The sequence below is a fragment of the Streptomyces sp. CA-181903 genome, assembly GCF_050937075.1.
In the GTDB taxonomy this organism is placed as follows: Bacteria; Actinomycetota; Actinomycetes; order Streptomycetales; family Streptomycetaceae; genus Streptomyces.
Map to the genome: position 1 here is coordinate 4,773,446 of NZ_JBNJLY010000001.1, position 17,825 is coordinate 4,791,270.

Genomic DNA, 17,825 nt, shown 5'->3' on the forward strand with positions numbered 1-17,825 from the left:
TGCCTCCAGTGACCGGCCGGTCCCGCGATGCCGCGGTTCCGTACCAGCAGAGGCCAGCGTCAGGGGCGCGATCGCGTCCGCGAGGGTCATGTGCGCGGGCGATGCTGGAAGGAATGCGTGTGAGCCGGATCTCGGTCCGGGGATTCGCCGTGGCCTCCGCCACCGCGGTCACCACCGTCGGCGCCGTCGTGGGCGTCGCCCAGGGCGACGAGCAGGGTAAGACGACGACCGGCGGAGTGCAGGCCGCCGCGGCCGACACCACGCTCCTCGCGGAACTTCCCGACGGGCAGAACGCCGTCCAGACCGCCTCGCTGACGGAGCAGGCGGACACCCAGGTCGGCGTGGCCCAGACGATCGCCAAGAAGGAAGCCGAGGAGGCCGCCCGCAAGCAGGCCGCCGAGGAGGCCAGCGCCAAGAAGGAAGCCGCCGAGGCCGCCGCCAAGAAGGAGGCGGAGGAGAAGGCCAAGGAGAAGGCGGAGAAGGAGCGGGAGAAGGAGAAGGACGACGTCGCGAGCCGTTCGGCCACCCGCGACTCCGTCGACATCCCGGTCAAGGGCTCCTACAGCACCGCCGAGATCCAGGCGATAGCCCGGCAGATCGTCCCCGCCGACCAGTTCCAGTGCTTCAGCAACATCGTGAACAACGAGAGCAGCTGGGACTACACGGCCACCAACGCCTCCACCGGTGCCTACGGCCTCCCCCAGGCGCTCCCCGGCGAGAAGATGTCCTCCGCGGGCGCCGACTGGCGGACCAACCCGGCCACCCAGATCAAGTGGGGCCTCAGCTACATGAACGAGCGGTACCACAGCCCGTGTGGTGCGTGGTCCTTCTGGCAGGCCAACAACTGGTACTAGGCCCTCCGGCCGGTATCAGGCTCTCCGGCGCGCGCCGCGCTACGCTTCCACGAGCCCCCGACCTCAACCGGTCGGGGGCTTTGTGGGTCTTCCGGAGGGAACGCGGGCCTCACGGGCGGAAACCTTTCGTCTCCGACCTGTGGGGCCCAGGTAACGTTCATGCCGGATGGCCGCGGGGGATGTGGGGGTAGAGGAAGAGAAATGTCCAGATTGCCACAATGGCTCGGCAGTATCGGCTCGGGCCTGACGCGGCTCTCCCACCGGCTGGAAGAGCGCAAGGCGCGCACCGACCCGGACGGCGTGCCCGCCTGGGCCCAGCCGCCGGCCGGCGACCCCGCCCCCGAGCGACCGGTCCGCGGACCGACGGACGGGAGACCACCCGCGCCCGGACCCGGCGGACCCGCCGCGTCCGAACCCGCCGAGCCCTCCCAATCCGGGGCCACCGAAGTCGGGGGAACCGCCGAATCCGCTGAACCGTCCGCCGCCGCATCCGAAACCGACCCCACCACGGCACCGGCCCCCGCCGAGCGCACCCCGCCCCCTCCGCCGCGGCCGTCCTCGCCGAACCGCCGCGCCCCGACCCCGTCGCCGCCGTGCCGTGGGGCGTGCGCGTCGCCGCCGAGGCCGGCTGGCGACTGCTGGTGCTCGCGGGCACGGTGTGGGTGCTGATGCGCGTGATCAGCGCGGTGCAGCTGGTGGTGCTGGCATTCGTCGCCGGTCTGCTGATCACGGCGCTGCTCCAGCCGACCGTCGCCACGCTCGTCCGGCGGGGTCTGCCCAGGGGGCTCGCGGCGGCCCTGACCTTCATCTCGGGCTTCGTGATCATGGGGCTGGTCGGCTGGTTCGTGGTCTGGCAGGTGATGGACAACGCCGACGACCTGTCCGGGAAGCTGGAAACGGGCCTCCACGACCTGAAGGAATGGCTGCGGACCAGCCCGTTCCATGTCACACAGGACCAGATAGACAACATCACCGACAACCTCACCAAGGCGCTCCGGTCCAACACGGACGAGATCACCTCGGCGGGCATACAGGGCGTTCAGGTCATCATCGAGACCCTGACCGGCATCATCCTGGCGATGTTCACCACCCTCTTCCTGCTCTACGACGGGCCGAGGATCTGGCGCTGGGTGCTCAGGCTCGTTCCGAGCGCGGCCCGCGAGGGTGTCGCCGGGGCGGGGCCGCGTGCGTGGGCGACCCTCACCGCGTATGTGCGGGGCACGGTGATAGTGGCCATGATCGACGCGATCTGCATCGGCATCGGCCTCTACTTCCTCAAGGTGCCGATGGCCGTGCCGCTGGCCGTCTTCATCTTCCTCTTCGCCTTCATCCCGCTCGTCGGCGCCGTCGTCTCCGGCGCGCTGGCGGTCGTGGTGGCGCTGGTCACCCAGGGCGTCTTCACGGCGACGATGGTGCTGGTGGTCGTGCTGGCCGTGCAGCAGATAGAGGGCCACGTCCTCCAGCCGTTCATCCTCGGCCGGGCGGTCCGCGTCCATCCGCTGGCGGTGGTGCTCTCCGTGGCGGCCGGCTCGATGATCGCCGGGATCGGCGGCGCGGTGGTGGCGGTGCCGCTGGTGGCGGTGACCAATACGGTCGTCGGATACCTGAAGGCGTACTCCCGAGGCGAGGTCCCGGGCGAACGCCTGGAGTGAACCGGCCCCGGGCGCGAGGGCGGCCGTGGCCACGGCCCGGACACGGCGACGGCGGCCGTGGCCCCACGGCTCGGACGCAAAGACGGAGGCCGTGACAACGGCCCGGACATGACGACGGCGGCCCGCCGACCGGGGAGGTCGGCGGGCCGCCGTGCGTACTACGGGGTGTGCTCAGCCGTTGAGAACGGCCTCGGCGTCGAGCGTGGCGCCGACGGCCTGGAGCACGGAGGCGATCTTGAACGCCTCCTGGATGGTCTCGCGGGCCACACCGGCCTTGCGCAGCACCTGCTCGTGCGAGTCGAGGCACATGCCGCAGCCGTTGATGGCGGAGACGGCCAGGGACCACAGCTCGAAGTCGACCTTCTCCACGCCCGGGTTGCCGATGACGTTCATCCGCAGACCCGCGCGCAGGTTGCCGTACTCCGGGTCCGACAGCAGGTGCCGGGTGCGGTAGTAGACGTTGTTCATCGCCATGATGGCGGCGGCGGCCTTGGCGGCGGTGTACGCCTCCGGGGACAGGTTCGCCTTCGCCTCGGGCTCCAGCTCGCGCAGGACGATCGGCGAGCGGGTCGCGATCGCGCAGGCGAGGACGGTGCCCCACAGCTGCTGCTGCGGAAGGTCGGAGTTGCCGATGACCGAGCCGAGGTTCAGCTTCAGGTCCTTGGCGTAGTCCGGTATGGCGGACTTCAGTTCATCGAGAGCCATGAGGAATCAGCTCACTCGCCCGAGAGGAGCGCGACCGGGTCGAGGGTCTCGTCGCCCTTGCTCCAGTTGCAGGGGCACAGCTCGTCGGTCTGCAGCGCGTCGAGGACCCGCAGGACCTCCTTGGGGTTACGGCCGACGGAGCCGGCGGTCACCATGACGAACTGGATCTCGTTGTTCTGGTCGACGATGAAGACGGCGCGCTGGGCGTAGCCGTCCTCGCCCTCGACGCCGCACGCGCGCATCAGCTCGTGCTTGGCGTCGGCCAGCATCGGGAAGGGCAGGTCACGCAGGTCGGCGTGGTCCTTGCGCCAGGCGTGGTGGACGAACTCCGAGTCACCGGAGACGCCGAGGATCTGGGCGTCGCGGTCGGCGAACTCGTCGTTCAGCTTGCCGAACGCGGCGATCTCGGTCGGGCAGACGAAGGTGAAGTCCTTCGGCCAGAAGAAGACGACCTTCCACTTGCCCTCGTAGGTCTTGTGGTCGATCTGCGCGAAAGCCTTGTCCGCGTCGAGGTCCACACAGGCGGTCAGGTCGAACTCGGGGAACTTGTCACCGACAGTGAGCACGCGCTCTCCTTGCAGCGAAGAAAGTCCCTGGTTGCGGACTTTCTGCGGGGTTGGACGTGATCCACCCTGCCACAGGAGGCATTGATAGCGGAAATAGTTAGACTGATTGGTGTTGATCGGAGGTGGTTATCGATGGAGTCGTCCATAGCGCGGAACCGGGCCGCCCGGGGCGCCGAGTCCCAGGAGCCGGCCACCCGCCCGGGTGGGGCGAAGGCGTCGTCCGGCCGACCCCGCCAGCCCAGCCTGGCCCAGCTCAGGGCGTTCGCGGCGGTCGCCGAGCACCTGCACTTCCGGGACGCCGCCACGGCCATCTCGATGAGCCAGCCCGCCCTGTCCGGCGCCGTCTCGGCCCTGGAGGAGTCGCTCGGAATTCAGCTCTTCGAGCGTACGACGCGGAGAGTGCTGCTCAGCCCGGCGGGTGAACGGCTGGCCGCGCGGGCCCGGACGGTGCTGGACGCCGTCGGCGACTTCATGGAGGAGGCCGAGGCCGCGCGGGCGCCCTTCACCGGCGTGCTGCGGCTGGGTGTCATCCCCACCGTGGCGCCGTATCTGCTGCCCACCGTGCTCCGGCTGGTCCGGGAGGTCTATCCCGACCTGGACCTCCAGGTGCACGAGGAGCAGACCTCGTCCCTCCTCGACGGCCTCACCCAGGGCCGGCTGGACCTGCTGCTGCTCGCGGTCCCGCTCGGCGCCCCCGGGATCACCGAAATGCCGCTGTTCGACGAGGACTTCGTCCTGGTCACACCCTGCGACCACGAACTGGCCGGGCGCTCCGACCTCCCGCGCAGCGCGCTGCGTGAGCTGGACCTGCTGCTCCTGGACGAGGGCCACTGCCTGCGCGACCAGGTTTTCGACGTCTGCCGCGAGGCCGGCCGCGCTCCCGGCGCACCCGTGGCCACCAGCGCGTCCGGCCTGTCGACACTGGTCCAGCTGGTCGGCGGCGGGCTCGGCGTCACGCTGCTGCCCCGGACGGCCGTCCGCGTCGAGGCCGCCCGCAGCGACCGCCTCGCCACCAGCTGCTTCGCCGCGCCCCCGCCCTCCCGCCGGATCGCCCTGGCCATGCGCTCGGGCGCGGCGCGGCAGAGCGAGTTCGAGGAGTTCGCGGACGCGCTGCGGGACGCGCTGAGCTCGTTGCCGGTGCGCATCGTGGGTTGAGCGGTCCCCCGGACCCGGCCCTCAGCCGACGGCCCCCGAGGGCTTCAACTGCAGCAGCGTGTCCACGGACAGCTCCACCTCCGCCCCCACGGACTCCGGGAGCGTGAAGGTGCTGCCCGGAGCGTGGACGGTGTGCCGGTACTCGCCATCCTTCGGCTCGGTGAGGACGTGGACACGCTGGTGGCGGCGATCGACGATGACATAGACCGGCACGCCCACCTCGGCGTAGAGGGCGGCCTTGTCCCGCAGATCCGTCCTGTGGTTGGACGAGGTGACCTCCAGGACCAAGCGGAAGACTGCGGGGTCGTAGCAGTTGTACCGCAGCCGATGCTCGGCGTAGTCGGCGTCGACCAGGGCGAGGTCGGGAATTACATAGTCGTCCTCCCCGTAGGCAGCCACATGCCCACGGCCTGGATCAGCCTGCTCTCGCCGCGGTGCAGCGCGGCCATGGCCAGCATGACGTCGGTCAGGACCTCGCCATGCTGCCCGTCCGCGGGTGGTGCCACGTGGATCTCTCCCCCGAAGATCTCGACACGGTAACCGGGGAAACGCTCGGAGATCTCCCCGGCCGCGTCCAGAAGCGAATGCGGCTTTCGGACGTGGTGGCCGTAAGGCTCTACTGGTGCTGCGGACATGAGGTGCCTCCTGACGTCCGGTGTCGAGACCATCATCGTAGGCCGGTACAGCCCTTCCGATCCCTTGCACAGGTGTTCACCCGCAGGGGGGACAGCACCCCCGAACCCCACCTGACCTGTGGCACAAGCCCCCGCTACTCCGTCCGCAGCCCCTCCGGCCGCGTCATCCGGAGCAGCGCCGGCAGCGTGGCGAGGGTGACGATGGCGATGAGGCCCATGCCCGCGCCGGTCACCGGCAGGAACGCCCACCAGTCCGCGACCCGCGCGTCCGTCAGCCGCAGGACGGCCCAGCCCAGACCCAGGCCGCCGGCCACGGCGACGGTCATGCCCAGCAGCACCGGGATCGCCGTCTGCCACAGCACCGACCAGGCCAGGGTGCGGCGGGGCGTGCCGACGGCGACGAGGGCGGCCAGCATGCGCCGCCGTTCGCGAAGCTGCTCCAGCGTGGTGACGAGCATGCTCGCGCCGATCAGGGCCAGCATGCCCGCGGCGCCCAGCAGCAGGCCACGGTGGACCAGCGGGTAGTTGTCGTCCTTGACCACGCCGCCCCGCCGCTCGATGCGCAGGGTGGGGTCGATGCCGGCCGCGGTGTTGCGGACCCGCTCGATGGCGTCGGGGTCGCCCGGCTCGGTCCGGACGGCCAGCCGGGTCCTGGCGTCGGGGAGGGCGAAGGCGTCGACGGCCGAGGGGGTGGCCAGGACGCCGTCGGGGTGTTCGCCCGTCGGGCCGGGCCGGGTGCGGACCACGCGCGCGGAGTCGGGGACCGTCCACCGGTACGGACGCGTCGAGCCCTCCGAGTACGGGTCGGCGACGACCTTGGTGCCGGGCCCGAACGCCTCGGCGTGGCCGTCCTCCCCGGAACGGCCGAGGAAGACGTCGCCGTCCCGGCAGGGGCCGATGTCGGCGAGCTCGGCGAGGGTGGCGCAGTCGCCGATGACGACGCTGGTGACCAGGCCGGACGCGCCGTCCTTCTCGATGTAGCGCTCCACGAAGCCGGAGGCGGCCCGCACGCCCTCGGTGCGCCGCAGCCGGTCGACCCAGTCGTGCACCTGCCGTGGGGAGCCGACCACGTGCGAGCCGGTGAGTTGCGAGTGGGTCGCGAGGGCCTCGGGGGACGTGTCGAATTCACCGCGCACACCCGTGAAGACCGTCTGCACGGCGATGGCCCCGGCCACCGCGACGGTGATGCCGCTGATCGCCCTGGCCGCCGGGCCGCTGTTCAACTGGAGCCGGCGCACGGCCAGCTGCCAGGATGGCGGCCCGCCGCGCAGCCGGGCGACGAACGCCTCGACGGCCCACGGCAGCAGCGCCGTGACGCCCAACAGCAACAGCGCGGCGCCGGTGGCCACCTGCCAGGCGTCCATCGGCACGCCCGGCAGCTCCCCGGCCGCCCGGCCGAACGCCGGGGTCAGCAGGGCGGCGCCCAGCGCCGGGACCAGCAGCCGCCACCACAGCCGGCGCCGCCGGGGCGCCGTGCCGCGTACGACTCCCAGCGGTTCGACGGCGATGCCGCGCAGGGTGAACAGGGTGACCGCGACCGCGCACGCCGGCACGGAGACGGCGATCAGTGCCAGCGCCCAGGGCGCCGGCATGACGTCGGACGGGAAGATCCCGGTGTCGCGGACGGTGAGGTCGCGGGCGTACTCGCGCAGCGACAGGAAGAGGGCCGCGCCGGCGCCCAGTCCGAGCACCGCGCCGGTCAGCGCCTCGCCCGCCGCGATCCGCCGGACCATCCGCAGGTCGGCGCCGATCAGCCGGAGCGTGGCCAGCCTGCGGTCGCGGCCCGCGCCGCCGAACCGTACTGAGGTGCCGATGAAGACGGCGACCGGTGTCAGCAGCACCACACAGGCGAGGACGGTGAGGACGATGAGGACCGGGTCCATCGGCACGTCCGGCTCGTCGTAACCGAACCGTTCGACGCGCTTGGCGCCGGTCGCCGGGCCGATGCGGTCGCTGCCCGCGTAATAGAGGAGTTCGTCGGGGCCGACGAGCCCCGCGTCGCCGATGGTCCCGACCGTCCGGTAGGCGGCGAACCGGTCGCGGAGCAGCGCCCCCCGGTCGGACGCCAGCAGCGCGGCGAGCGCGGGGGAGACGACCATCTCGCCGGGCTCCGGGAGCCGGTCCACGCCCGGCGGGCGGGGTGCGTCGGGGCCGTCCGCGCTCAGCAGCCCGCCGGTGACGGGCTTGTCGCGGAAGTCGGTGTGGACCTCCTGGTAGAGCAGGGTGTCCGGGCCGCGCCGGGCGTCCCGCTCGGCCGGGTCGCGGAACTCGCCGGTGACGCCGACGGAGCGGGCCGTCTCCCGGGCGTGCCGGTCCGCGAGCGTCGGGGGAACGGACGCGACGAGCAGCAGCACGGCCACCCCGAGCCCGACGCCCACCGCCGTGAGCGCGGTCCGCAGCAGCCCTTCCCGGCCGCCGGCGACGGCGTACCGGGCGCCGAAGCACAGGTCGCGGAGCCAACGGGCGGGGCCCTGGGGGCCGGTGGGACGGGAGGCACGGGGCGGGGTGCGGTCGTCGCCGAGGGGCGCGGGGCGTACGTCGCGCGGGTGCTCGTCGTCATACGCCTCCGGGCCCACCGCGCGGACGTCCCCGCCCGTCACAGCACCCCCGTCATGTCCCGCGCCCTGCCGTCGCGGACGATGACCTCGCGGTCGGAGTACGCGGCGACCCGCGACTCGTGGGTGACGAGGACGACGGCCGCGCGCGTCTCCCGGGCGGCGGCGGTGAGGAGCTCCATCACCCGCTCGCCGTTGAGGGAGTCGAGGGCGCCGGTCGGCTCGTCCGCGAAGATCACACGGGGCGTGGTGACGAGCGCGCGGGCGACGGCGACGCGCTGGCCCTGGCCGCCGGACACCTCGCCGGGGCGCTGGTCGCGGGTGTCGGCGACGTCCAGCCGCTCCAGCCAGTGCAGGGCCCTGGCCTCGGCCTCCTTGCGGCGCAGGCCGGCCAGTCGGAGCGGCAGGGCCGCGTTCTCCACGCAGGTCAGCTCCGGTACCAGGCGGCCGAACTGGAAGACGAAGCCGAATTCCCCGCGCCGCAGGGCGCTCCGCTCGGCGTCCGGCAGGTCCGTCAGACACCGGCCGTCGTAGGTGACGACGCCCTCGTCCGGCCGCAGGATGCCGGCCAGGCAGTGCAGCAGCGTGGACTTGCCGGAGCCGGAGGGTCCCATGACGGCGACGACCTCGCCCGGGTGGACGGAGAAGTCGGCGCCGTCGAGGGCGCGCGTCGGCCCGTAGGACTTGCGCAGGCCGACGGCGCTCAGCAGGGAGCCGGCGGGTATCAAGCGCCCACCGCCTCGGCGAGCCGGCCGAGCCGGGTGGCAGTGACTTCCAGCCACCGCAGGTCGGCTTCGAGGTGGAACAGGGCGTGGTCGCAGATCAGCTGGTCGGCCAGGTCTCCGGAGCGCTTGCGCTCGGTGAGCCCGCGCATCATCCGCAGGTGCTCCGCCCGCTGGGCGTCGAGCAGCCCGGTCGCGTCCCGCCCGGTCAGCAGGGCGAGGACGATTTTGGTGTAGAGGGTCGACTGGAGGTACGGCTCGGGCTTCTCGGGCCGGGCGAGCCAGCGGCCGACGTCGGCGGCGCCGGCCTCCGTGATCGCGTAGCACTTGCGGTCCGGGCCACCGCCCTGCTCGATCCCGTCGACCTCGACGAGCCCGTTCTTCAGCAGCCGGGACATCGTCGCGTACACCTGGCCGTAGTGCAGCGGCCGGTCGTGGCCGAAGTGGGCGTCGAAGGCCCGCTTCAGGTCGTATCCGTGCCGGGGGCCGGACTCCAGCAGGCCGAGCAGCGTGTGTCCGATCGACATGCCGCGACTGTACTACAGGTCTATACCTTGGGTGTATAGACGCGGCGTGCGGCCGGTGCGGCGGGTACGGCCCCCGGAGGCGGGCACAGCCTCCGTCGAACCGGACGCCTAGCCACCGGATTCGGTTCCCCGCTCTCCCCGGTTTTCCTCCCGGGGTTCCTCCGGTCCCTCCTCCGACGCGGCCGGGCGCCCGGGCCGGCGGATCGCGGCGACGTTCCGGGGCAGCCGGCCGGCCTCGGCCAGGGCCTTGCGCAGCAGGAACTCGATCTGCGCGTTGGCGCTGCGCAGTTCCTCGGCGGCCCAGCGCGAGAGCGCGTCGTGGACCAGGGGGTCGAGCCGCAGCAGCACCTGCTTGCGCTGCCGCGGCCGTCCTCGCGGTGGCAGGTCGTCCGTCACTGGTACAGGGTGCCGGTGTTGAGGACGGGCTGTGCGGCCCGGTCCCCGCACAGCACCACCATCAGGTTGCTGACCATCGCCGCCTTCCGCTCCTCGTCCAGCTCCACGATGCCCTGCTCGTTGATGCGGGCCAGGGCCTGCTCGACCATGCCGACCGCGCCCTCGACGATCATCTGCCGGGCGGCCACGACCGCGCCGGCCTGCTGCCGCTGGAGCATCGCGGAGGCGATCTCCGGGGCGTAGGCGAGGTGCGTGAACCGCGACTCGACGATCCGGACGCCCGCCGCCGCGACCCGGGCGTGCAGCTCGACGGCCAGCTTCTCGGTGATCTCCTCGGCGTTGCCGCGCAGTGACAGCGCCGCCTCGTCGTGGGCGTCGTAGGGGTACTCGATGGCGATGTGCCGGACGGCCGCCTCGGTCTGGACGGCCACGAACTCCTGGAAGTCCTCGACCGCGAACCGCGCCTGCGCGGTGTCATCGACCTGCCACACCACGACCGCCGCCAGCTCGATCGGGTTGCCGTAGGCGTCGTTGACCTTCATGACGGCCGTCTCGTGGTTGCGCACCCGGGTGGAGATCTTCTCCCGGCTGGTGAACGGGTTGACCCAGCGCAGGCCCTCGGTGCGGATCGTGCCGCGGTAGCGGCCGAAGAGCTGGACGACGCGGGTCTCGCCGGGGGCGATGGTGTTCAGCCCGCACATGGCGATGATCGCGCCGAGTCCGACGACCACCCCCGTGGCGACGAGTCCGCCGGCCGCGCCCTTGTTGCCGTCCGCCCCGAACCCGGCGCCCAGGACGATCAGTCCCACCCCGGCCAGTAGCCCCAGTAGCCCCAGCAGGAGGGCGAGTCCGCCCCCGATGTCCTTGGCCGGGAACTCGCGGACGGGCGGCGCGGGCGTCCCGGCCGGGAGTGCGGCGGTGGCGTCGAGCGGTGCTTCGGGCATGACTGTCCCCCTGGAAGGTGTCTAGCAATCTGATATCAGTTTATCGCCCTGTACGGTTTCCCGCATCGCGCCGCACCCGGGTTCCGTCCCCCGGGGTGCTATATGTCACGTGCGCCAAACCCTTGATCGATGGGCCTTTGGTCACACTTGCGGTGTTAGCTTCGTGAGCTGGTTGGGGGCGGACAGAGTGGAGCTACGGGAGAGATGGGTCGAGCCGAAGCACGACGGGCGCAGAAGGGCAGTGCCCGCAGCGCCAAGGGCAAAAAGCCCAAAAAGACCGGTATACGCCGCTTTTTCACCTGGAAGAAGCTGCTCGCCTACTTCTTCGGGCTGATAGCCCTGGGTGTGGGCGCCTTCGTGGCGCTGTACCTCTACGTGGACGTGCCGACCGACGGCAAGCACGCCGCGATGGCGCAGGCCACGGTCTACAAGATGCCCGACGGCAGGGTCATCAAGCGGGACGGCGAGTTCAACCGCGAGATGGTCGACTTCTCGAAGATTCCGAAGAACGTCCAGAACGCCGTCATCGCGGCGGAGAACAAGGACTTCTGGGACGACTCGGGTGTGGACCTGATGGGCACCACGCGCGGCATCCTCAAAACGGTCATGGGCGAGGGCAAGCAGGGTGGTTCGACGATCACCCAGCAGTACGTCAAGAACTACTATCTCGACCAGCGACAGACCGTCAGCCGCAAGGTCACCGAGCTCATCATCTCGCTCAAGCTCAAGAACAAGAAGTCCAAGGAGCAGATCCTTGAGGGCTATCTGAACACGAGCTACTTCGGCCGCAACTCCTATGGCATCCAGGCCGCTTCGCACGCGTACTTCAACAAGGACCTCGACAAGCTCACCGTCGAGGAGTCCGCTTACCTCGCCGCCCTGCTCCAGGCGCCGAGCCAGTACGACGTCGTCACGGGGACCGAGACGGGCAAGAAGCTCGCCAAACAGCGCTGGAACTACGTCCTCGACAAGATGGTCGAGAAGAACTGGCTGGCGAAGGACAAGCGCCAGACGATGCAGTTCCCCGACGTGAAGAAGCCCAAGCCGGTCGTCGGACTCAAGGGCCAGGACGGGTATTTCTACAAGCTGGCCCAGGACCAGGCTTCGGACATCCTCAAGAAGAAGAACATGGACATCGGTGCCGGTGGTTACACCATCACGCTGAGCATCGACCAGAAGAAGCAGAAGCAGCTGGAGAACGCGGTCAAGACCGAGCTCTGGGACAAGCTGAGCCCCAAGACCCGCAAGGTGGACAACAACGTCCAGCCGGGCGCCGTCTCGGTGGACCCCAAGACCGGTCACATCGTGGCGATGTACGGCGGCAAGGAATTCGTCGGACACCAGATCTCCAACGCCACCCGTGAGGACTACCAGCCGGGCTCCACGTTCAAGCCGCTGATCTACGCCTCCGCCCTGGAGAACGGATCGACGACCCAGGACGGCAAGCCGATCAACGCCAACACCATCTACAACGGCGACAACGAGCGCATGGTGGTCGGCCCCAACGGCCCGACGGGCTACCACCCGGAGAACGAGGACCAGCAGTCCTACGGACCGCAGACCGTCGAAGAGTCGATGATGAAGTCCGTCAACTCGGTCTTCGCGCAGATGGCCGTGGACGTCGGCCTGGAGAAGGTCAAGAAGACCGCGACGGACCTCGGCATGAACGGCGACGCCAGGGACTTCGGCGCCCACGCCTCCATGGCCCTCGGCGCCATGAGCCAGAGCCCGCTCCACATGGCCGCGGCCTACGCCTCGCTGGACAGCCACGGCAAGAAGGTCACGCCGACCATCATCAAGTCGATCAGCCGGAACGGGCAGGACATCGACCTGGACAGCGCGGTCGGCGGCGACGCGATCTCCCGGGGCGCCGCGGACGGTGTCACGGCGATCCTGAAGAGCGTGGTGCAGAAGGACGGTACGGGCAAGGTCGTCCGGAGCGACCGCTACCAGATCGCCGGCAAGACCGGTACCTCCGACGAGGACCGTTCGGCCTGGTTCGCGGCCTACACCCCGGACCTGGTTACCACGGTCGGCGTCTTCGGCGAGGAGCCCAACGGCAAGCACGCCAAGCTGTACGGAGTCGGCGGCGAGGACCGCGTCAACGGTGGTGGCTTCCCCGCGAAGATCTGGGACGCCTACATGTCCGAGGCCCTCGGCGACAACCCGACCGCCGAGTTCGACCTCGACACCAAGAACGGCGCCGCCACCGCGGAAGCCCCGCCGCCGGCCACCACCGGCCCCCCCGCGACGACGGCCCCGACGACCCCGCCGCCCGCCACGCGCGCGCCGTCCACCCCGCCGCCGACCAAGGCGACGCCGAACAAGCCGACGACGCCGTCGGACAAGGAGACGAAGCACACGCAGTTGCCGAAGCCGCCCACGAAGCCGCCGCACACCGACCGGCCCACCCCGCCGGACACCGGTGGCCCGGGTGGCCCGGGTGGACCGGGTGGTCAGGGAGGCCCGGGCGGCGACGACGGCGGGCTGAACCTGCCGTAGCCGCGCTCCGGATCCGACCTGGTACGGCAAGGGCCGTTCCCCTCACCCGACGGTGAGGGGAACGGCCCTTCGTCGTGCCCCGGGAACCGGAGAAGCCTCAGCCCCCGTTCACCCGCGCCGCGATGCGGTCCCCGGTCGCCTTGTCGATGTTGCGCCAGTACTGGAGCGCACGGCTCAGCACCGGCGCACTCACCCCGTTCAGCAGGTGGCCCGAGACCGTGGCGACGAGGCGGTCGCGGGCCGCGTCGTCGTAGACCTGGCGGACGAGGGTGCCGGCCTGGCCCCAGTCGTCGTCCTCGCGGTGCGGCCGGTACGCCTCGCGGACCATGTCGCCCGAGGCGTGCCAGCCGGCGGTCTCGCCGAACCGGGTGGTGTCGGCGGCCGGCCCGCCGTACGAGTTGGGGGCGTACGGGCGGGCCGTGCGCGACGGCTCGTAGCGCATCGGGCCGTCCTTCGCGTAAGAGTTCACGCTGGAGCGCGGGCGGTTGGGCGGCAGCTGGGTGTAGTTGGGGCCGACGCGGTAGCGGTGGGCGTCGGGGTAGGAGAAGAGGCGGCCGAGGAGCATCTTGTCGGGGGACGGGCCGATGCCGGGGACCAGGTTGGACGGCTCGAAGGCGGCCTGCTCGATGTGGACGAAGAAGTCGTCGGGGTTGCGGTCCAGGGTGAGGCGCCCCACCTCGATCAGCGGGTAGTCGCCGTGCGGCCACACCTTGGTGAGGTCGAAGGGGTTGAAGCGGTAGTCCGGGGCGTCGTCGAAGGGCATCACCTGGACGTGCAGGGTCCACGAAGGGGTGTCCCCGGCGTCGATCGCGTGCCAGAGGTCGCGGCGGTGCCGGTCCGGGTCCTCGCCGGCCAGGTGGTCGGCCTCCTCCTGGGTGAGGCACTCGATGCCCTGGTCGCACTTGAAGTGGTACTTGACCCAGTGCTTCTCACCGCCGCCGTTGACCCACAGGTAGGTGTGCGAGCCGTAGCCGTTCATGTGCCGCCAGGTGCGCGGGACGCCGCGGTCGCCCATCAGCCAGGCGACCATGTGGGCCGACTCGGGGGAGAGCGTCCAGAAGTCCCACTGCATGTCGTTGTCGCGCAGCCCGTTGTCGGGGCGGCGCTTCTGCGAGCGGATGAAGTCCTGGAACTTCTGCGGGTCGCGGACGAAGAAGACGGGCGTGTTGTTCCCGACCAGATCGTAGTTGCCCTGTTCCGTATAGAACTTGACCGCGAAGCCGCGTGGGTCGCGCCAGGTGTCCGGCGATCCCTGCTCACCCGCCACCGTCGAGAACCGCACCAGCGTCTCGGCGGTCGCCCCCGGCTGGAAGACGGCCGCCTTGGTGAACTGGCTGACGTCGTTGGTCACCCGGAACGTGCCGTAGGCGCCGCCGCCCTTGGCGTGGACCACTCGCTCGGGGACCCGCTCGCGGTTGAACTGGGCCATCTTCTCGATCAGATAGTGATCCTGGAGAAGGATGGGGCCGGTGTCACCGATGGTGAGCGAGTGCTCGTCGCTCTCCACGGGGATGCCGACGTTGTTCGTGGTGTAAGGAGTGTTCGTTTCCGGAGTACCGTGCGCCGATTCGGTCATGGAAGACGCCTCCCGCAACGGACGAGGTGAGGGCGGCGCCCTCGCCGCCCTCCGCACCGGGCAAGTCAACTCCGCCCGCGGCGGGTTCGGCAACACGGTCCCCGCACACCGTCCGACCTTGGCCGGTTCGCTGCGGTCAGTGCCCCTGAGCGGACGGCCCCGGCAGCCCCAGCTCGAACCACACCACCTTCCCCGTGCTCAGCCGGGTCGCGCCCCACCGCCGGGCCAGCTTGTTCACCAGGTACAGCCCGCGTCCGCCCTCGTCCGACGGCCGGGCCTGCCGCAGCCGCGGCAGTTGCGGCACGTCGTCGCCGACCTCGCAGCGGAGCACGTCCGTCCGCAGCAGGCGCAGCGTGATCGGCCGCTCCGCGTACCGGACGGCGTTGGTGATCACCTCGCTGACCAGCAGCTCCACCGCGTCCGTCAACTCCGTCAGACCCCAGCGGTCCAGCGCCCGGCGGGCCAGCCGGCGCGCCTGGCGGGCGGTCTGCGGGCGCGGATCGAGGAACCAGTACGCGACGTCGCTGGGGGCTATGCCCTCGAAGCGGGCGGCGAGCAGGGCGATGTCGTCGTCCCGGTCGCCCGGGCCGAGCATGCCCAGCACCTCGTCGCACAGGGGCTCCAGCGGCGGCGGATTGGGGCCGGTGAGGCGGGCGGTGTCGATGAGGCGCTCACGAAGCTGCTCTATGCCCGTCCACACGTCACGGATCCGCGATTCGACGAGCCCGTCCGTGTAGAGCAGCAGCGTCGCCCCGGCGGGCGCGTCCAGCTCGACGGCCTCGAAGTCCACCCCGCCCACGCCGATCGGCGCGCCCGGCGGCACCCGCAGCACCTCGGCGCGGCCGCCGCGGTGCAGCATGATGGGCGGCGGGTGGCCCGCGTTGGCGATCACGATGCGGTGCGAGACGGGGTCGTAGACCGCGTAGAGGCAGGTCGCCATCCGGTCCGAACCCAGCCGCTGGGCCTGCTCGTCGAGGTGGTGCAGCACCTCCTGCGGCGGCAGGTCGAGGCCCGCCAGGGTCTGCGCGGTGGTCCGCAGCTGGCCCATGATCGCGGCGGACGTCATGGAGTGGCCCATCACGTCGCCGACGACCAGCGCGATGCGGTTGCCGGGCAGCGGGATCGCGTCGTACCAGTCGCCGCCCACCCGGGCGGTCTCCGCGGCCGGGAGGTAGCGGCTGGCGAGCCGGACGCCGGTGGGCTGCGGGAGGGAGTCGGGGAGCATGGTGCGCTGGAGCTCGTCCGCGATGTACACCTCGCGGCCGTAGAGCACGGCCTTGTCCACGCCGAGCGCGGTGTGGGTGGCGAGCTGCGCGGCCACCAGCAGGTCGTCGCCCTCGAACGCCGCCCGGTCGGGGCGGCGGATGAAGACGGCGGCGCCGATCACCCGGCGGCGGCCGCGCAGCGGCGCCAGGATCGTCCGCCGCCGCTGCGGTACGTGCCGGTCCTCGCCCAGCAGTTCGGGCAGGGCCGCCCGCGCGGCCGAGGAGTCCCCGAAGACCGGCCGGACACCCCGCAGCACCTCCGCGAGCGGCCCGCCTATCCGCACCTCGCAGCGCTCGGCCGCCTCGTCGGCGAGCTCCAGCCCCAGGCCGGGGGAGCCGGGGCGGGCCCCGCCCTCCGGCGCCCCGGGCGCCTCCGGCGGCCAGACGCTGTCCGTGCCCATGCCGCGCGCGTACTCGGGGAGCCGGTCGGTGCGGCGCAGCCGCAGCACGACGGGGCCGACGGGCCGTTCGTCGCCCACCGGCAGCGGGTCGCGGAGGTAGACGAGGATGGCGTCGGCGAAGGTCGGCACGGTGGCCCGGCAGAGGCCCAGCACGATCTCGTCCAGGTCGATGCCGCGGGCGATCCGGCGGGTGGCGGCGCCGACGAAGCGCAGCCGCTCCCCGCTGCCGCCGGGGTGCTGCCCGGCCGCGGGTCCCGTGCCGCCGGGCGGCCCCGCCGCCTCGGAGGCGCTCACGACGGGCCGTACGGGCCGCGCCCCGCGCGGCAGCGGCAGGCCGTCGTCGGGCCGGTCGCCGGGGGCGTCACCGGCGGTGCCGCCGGGGCGGGGGCGTGGCGCTTCGGCCGAGGCGGGCGCCGGCGCGGGGGCCGGCGGGGGCGTCGGCACGGGGCTATGCCGGACTGCGGCATTCCGCTGTCCTCCGTGGGAGTCGGTCTGCTCCGTCACGCGTGGGGTTCCATCCGTCGGGGCGTCGAGCCCGGTCGCACAGGGCGCACCATGGTCAGGCGGCGCGTCGCAGATTGAGGAAGAGCTGGATCTCGGGCGGGACGTCCGTGCTCAGCGGGGCGTAGGCCAGCGAGTTCTCCCCGACGATCTCGAACCCCGCCTCGCGGACGACCTCCCGCAACTCGTCGCGCAGGTAACCCGATACCCGAATCGTGTTACCGAGGAACGGTATCGCATAGTCGTCCACGTCCGCCTCCACCATCGAGAGAGCCATCAGCCCCCCTGGCCTCAACAGCCCGTGCAGCATCCGCAGCGCGTGGGGTATCTCCGGGCGCGGCAGCATCAGCAGGGCGAAGAAGGCCGCCACGCCGTCGAACGTGCCCAGCCGCCCGTCCCGCAGGTCGGCCAGGTCGGCCTGGTGGAACTCCGCCCCGGGGACGTGGGCGCGGGCCAGGTCGAGCATCCCGGCGGACAGGTCGACGCCCACCACCTCGTGCCCGGCCTCCACCAGCTGCCGGGCCGTCGGGAGGCCGGTGCCGCAGCCGACGTCGAGGATCCGGGAGCCGGCCGGCAGCGACTCCGCGAGCCAGGCGCCGGACGCCAGCTGGCCCTCCTTGTGCGGGAACGCCTCGTCGTACCGGTCGCCGATGGCGTCGAACGCCTCGGCCTGCCCGCTGCGGTCCAGGCCCGCGGGGGCGTAGCCGTCGTAGGCCCGCCGGATGTGGTCACCGCTCACCGCTCCGCCCTTCCGCCTGCTGCCTGTGTAACGCCTGACTGTCTGTCACTTCCACTGTCGCGCTTGGTGCGTTGCCGGTCGGCGACGCGCACGGGGGCGCGGAGGACGATCCTACGGTTGCCCCGCGGGG

General features: G+C 71.6%; 13 protein-coding genes and 2 pseudogenes. 4 read left to right on the forward strand and 11 right to left on the reverse strand.

The features are described 5' to 3' along the window. Positions 1–119 precede the first annotated feature (119 nt). Together ACQEVS_RS21450 and ACQEVS_RS21455 are read left to right on the forward strand one after the other, a co-directional pair. Positions 120–854, forward strand: a complete 735-nt coding sequence (locus tag ACQEVS_RS21450) for a transglycosylase SLT domain-containing protein (RefSeq protein WP_433022717.1) — start codon at positions 120–122, stop codon at positions 852–854. A gap of 201 nt (positions 855–1,055) precedes the next feature. After that, positions 1,056–2,506, forward strand: a pseudogene (locus ACQEVS_RS21455) (AI-2E family transporter). A 171-nt stretch (positions 2,507–2,677) separates the two neighbouring features. Here ACQEVS_RS21455 and ACQEVS_RS21460 read toward each other — a convergent pair. Together ACQEVS_RS21460 and ACQEVS_RS21465 are read right to left on the reverse strand one after the other, a co-directional pair. Further along, positions 2,678–3,211: an alkyl hydroperoxide reductase gene (locus ACQEVS_RS21460; RefSeq protein ID WP_004941958.1), complete on the reverse strand. Its 534-nt coding sequence runs from the start codon at positions 3,209–3,211 to the stop codon at positions 2,678–2,680. A gap of 11 nt (positions 3,212–3,222) precedes the next feature. Continuing rightward, a complete protein-coding gene (locus tag ACQEVS_RS21465) occupies positions 3,223–3,777 on the reverse strand; it encodes a peroxiredoxin (RefSeq protein ID WP_185941816.1) in 555 nt (184 codons plus the stop codon). Between the two features lie 132 nt (positions 3,778–3,909). Here ACQEVS_RS21465 and ACQEVS_RS21470 point away from each other — a divergent pair, with 132 nt between their 5' ends. Continuing rightward, positions 3,910–4,932: a LysR substrate-binding domain-containing protein gene (locus tag ACQEVS_RS21470; RefSeq protein WP_433022720.1), complete on the forward strand. Its 1,023-nt coding sequence runs from the start codon at positions 3,910–3,912 to the stop codon at positions 4,930–4,932. A gap of 21 nt (positions 4,933–4,953) precedes the next feature. Here the strand turns inward: ACQEVS_RS21470 and ACQEVS_RS21475 are convergent. The 6 genes and pseudogenes from ACQEVS_RS21475 to ACQEVS_RS21500 all read right to left on the reverse strand — a co-directional run bounded on the left by ACQEVS_RS21475 (position 4,954) and on the right by ACQEVS_RS21500 (position 10,711). After that, positions 4,954–5,567: pseudogene (locus tag ACQEVS_RS21475) on the reverse strand (Uma2 family endonuclease). 134 nt (positions 5,568–5,701) lie between these two features. Beyond that, entirely contained in the window at positions 5,702–8,167 is a 2,466-nt protein-coding gene (locus ACQEVS_RS21480) for an FtsX-like permease family protein (RefSeq protein ID WP_433022722.1), read from the reverse strand. Beyond that, on the reverse strand, positions 8,164–8,850 hold the full coding sequence (locus ACQEVS_RS21485; protein WP_433022724.1) for an ABC transporter ATP-binding protein: 687 nt from the start codon (positions 8,848–8,850) through the stop codon (positions 8,164–8,166). Before ACQEVS_RS21485 ends, ACQEVS_RS21480 begins: the two co-directional genes overlap by 4 nt. Beyond that, complete coding sequence (locus tag ACQEVS_RS21490; RefSeq protein WP_433022726.1) at positions 8,847–9,371, reverse strand: PadR family transcriptional regulator; 525 nt, start codon at positions 9,369–9,371, stop codon at positions 8,847–8,849. Before ACQEVS_RS21490 ends, ACQEVS_RS21485 begins: the two co-directional genes overlap by 4 nt. Positions 9,372–9,479: 108 nt before the next feature. Beyond that, positions 9,480–9,767, reverse strand: coding sequence for a hypothetical protein (locus ACQEVS_RS21495; RefSeq protein WP_433022728.1), 288 nt, complete (start codon positions 9,765–9,767; stop codon positions 9,480–9,482). Next, positions 9,764–10,711, reverse strand: coding sequence for an SPFH domain-containing protein (locus ACQEVS_RS21500; protein ID WP_433022730.1), 948 nt, complete (start codon positions 10,709–10,711; stop codon positions 9,764–9,766). Before ACQEVS_RS21500 ends, ACQEVS_RS21495 begins: the two co-directional genes overlap by 4 nt. A 204-nt stretch (positions 10,712–10,915) precedes the next feature. Between ACQEVS_RS21500 and ACQEVS_RS21505 the strand changes: the two genes are divergently transcribed. Beyond that, complete coding sequence (locus ACQEVS_RS21505; protein ID WP_433022732.1) at positions 10,916–13,213, forward strand: transglycosylase domain-containing protein; 2,298 nt, start codon at positions 10,916–10,918, stop codon at positions 13,211–13,213. A gap of 97 nt (positions 13,214–13,310) precedes the next feature. On the opposite strand, the gene ACQEVS_RS21510 is transcribed toward ACQEVS_RS21505, so the two are convergent. The 3 genes from ACQEVS_RS21510 to ACQEVS_RS21520 form a co-directional block, all read right to left on the reverse strand. Further along, entirely contained in the window at positions 13,311–14,789 is a 1,479-nt protein-coding gene (locus tag ACQEVS_RS21510; protein ID WP_433022734.1) for a catalase, read from the reverse strand. A 136-nt stretch (positions 14,790–14,925) separates the two neighbouring features. Further along, complete coding sequence (locus ACQEVS_RS21515; protein WP_433022736.1) at positions 14,926–16,899, reverse strand: SpoIIE family protein phosphatase; 1,974 nt, start codon at positions 16,897–16,899, stop codon at positions 14,926–14,928. 115 nt (positions 16,900–17,014) lie between these two features. After that, complete coding sequence (locus ACQEVS_RS21520; RefSeq protein WP_433022738.1) at positions 17,015–17,695, reverse strand: class I SAM-dependent methyltransferase; 681 nt, start codon at positions 17,693–17,695, stop codon at positions 17,015–17,017. Between the last annotated feature and the right edge of the window lie 130 nt (positions 17,696–17,825).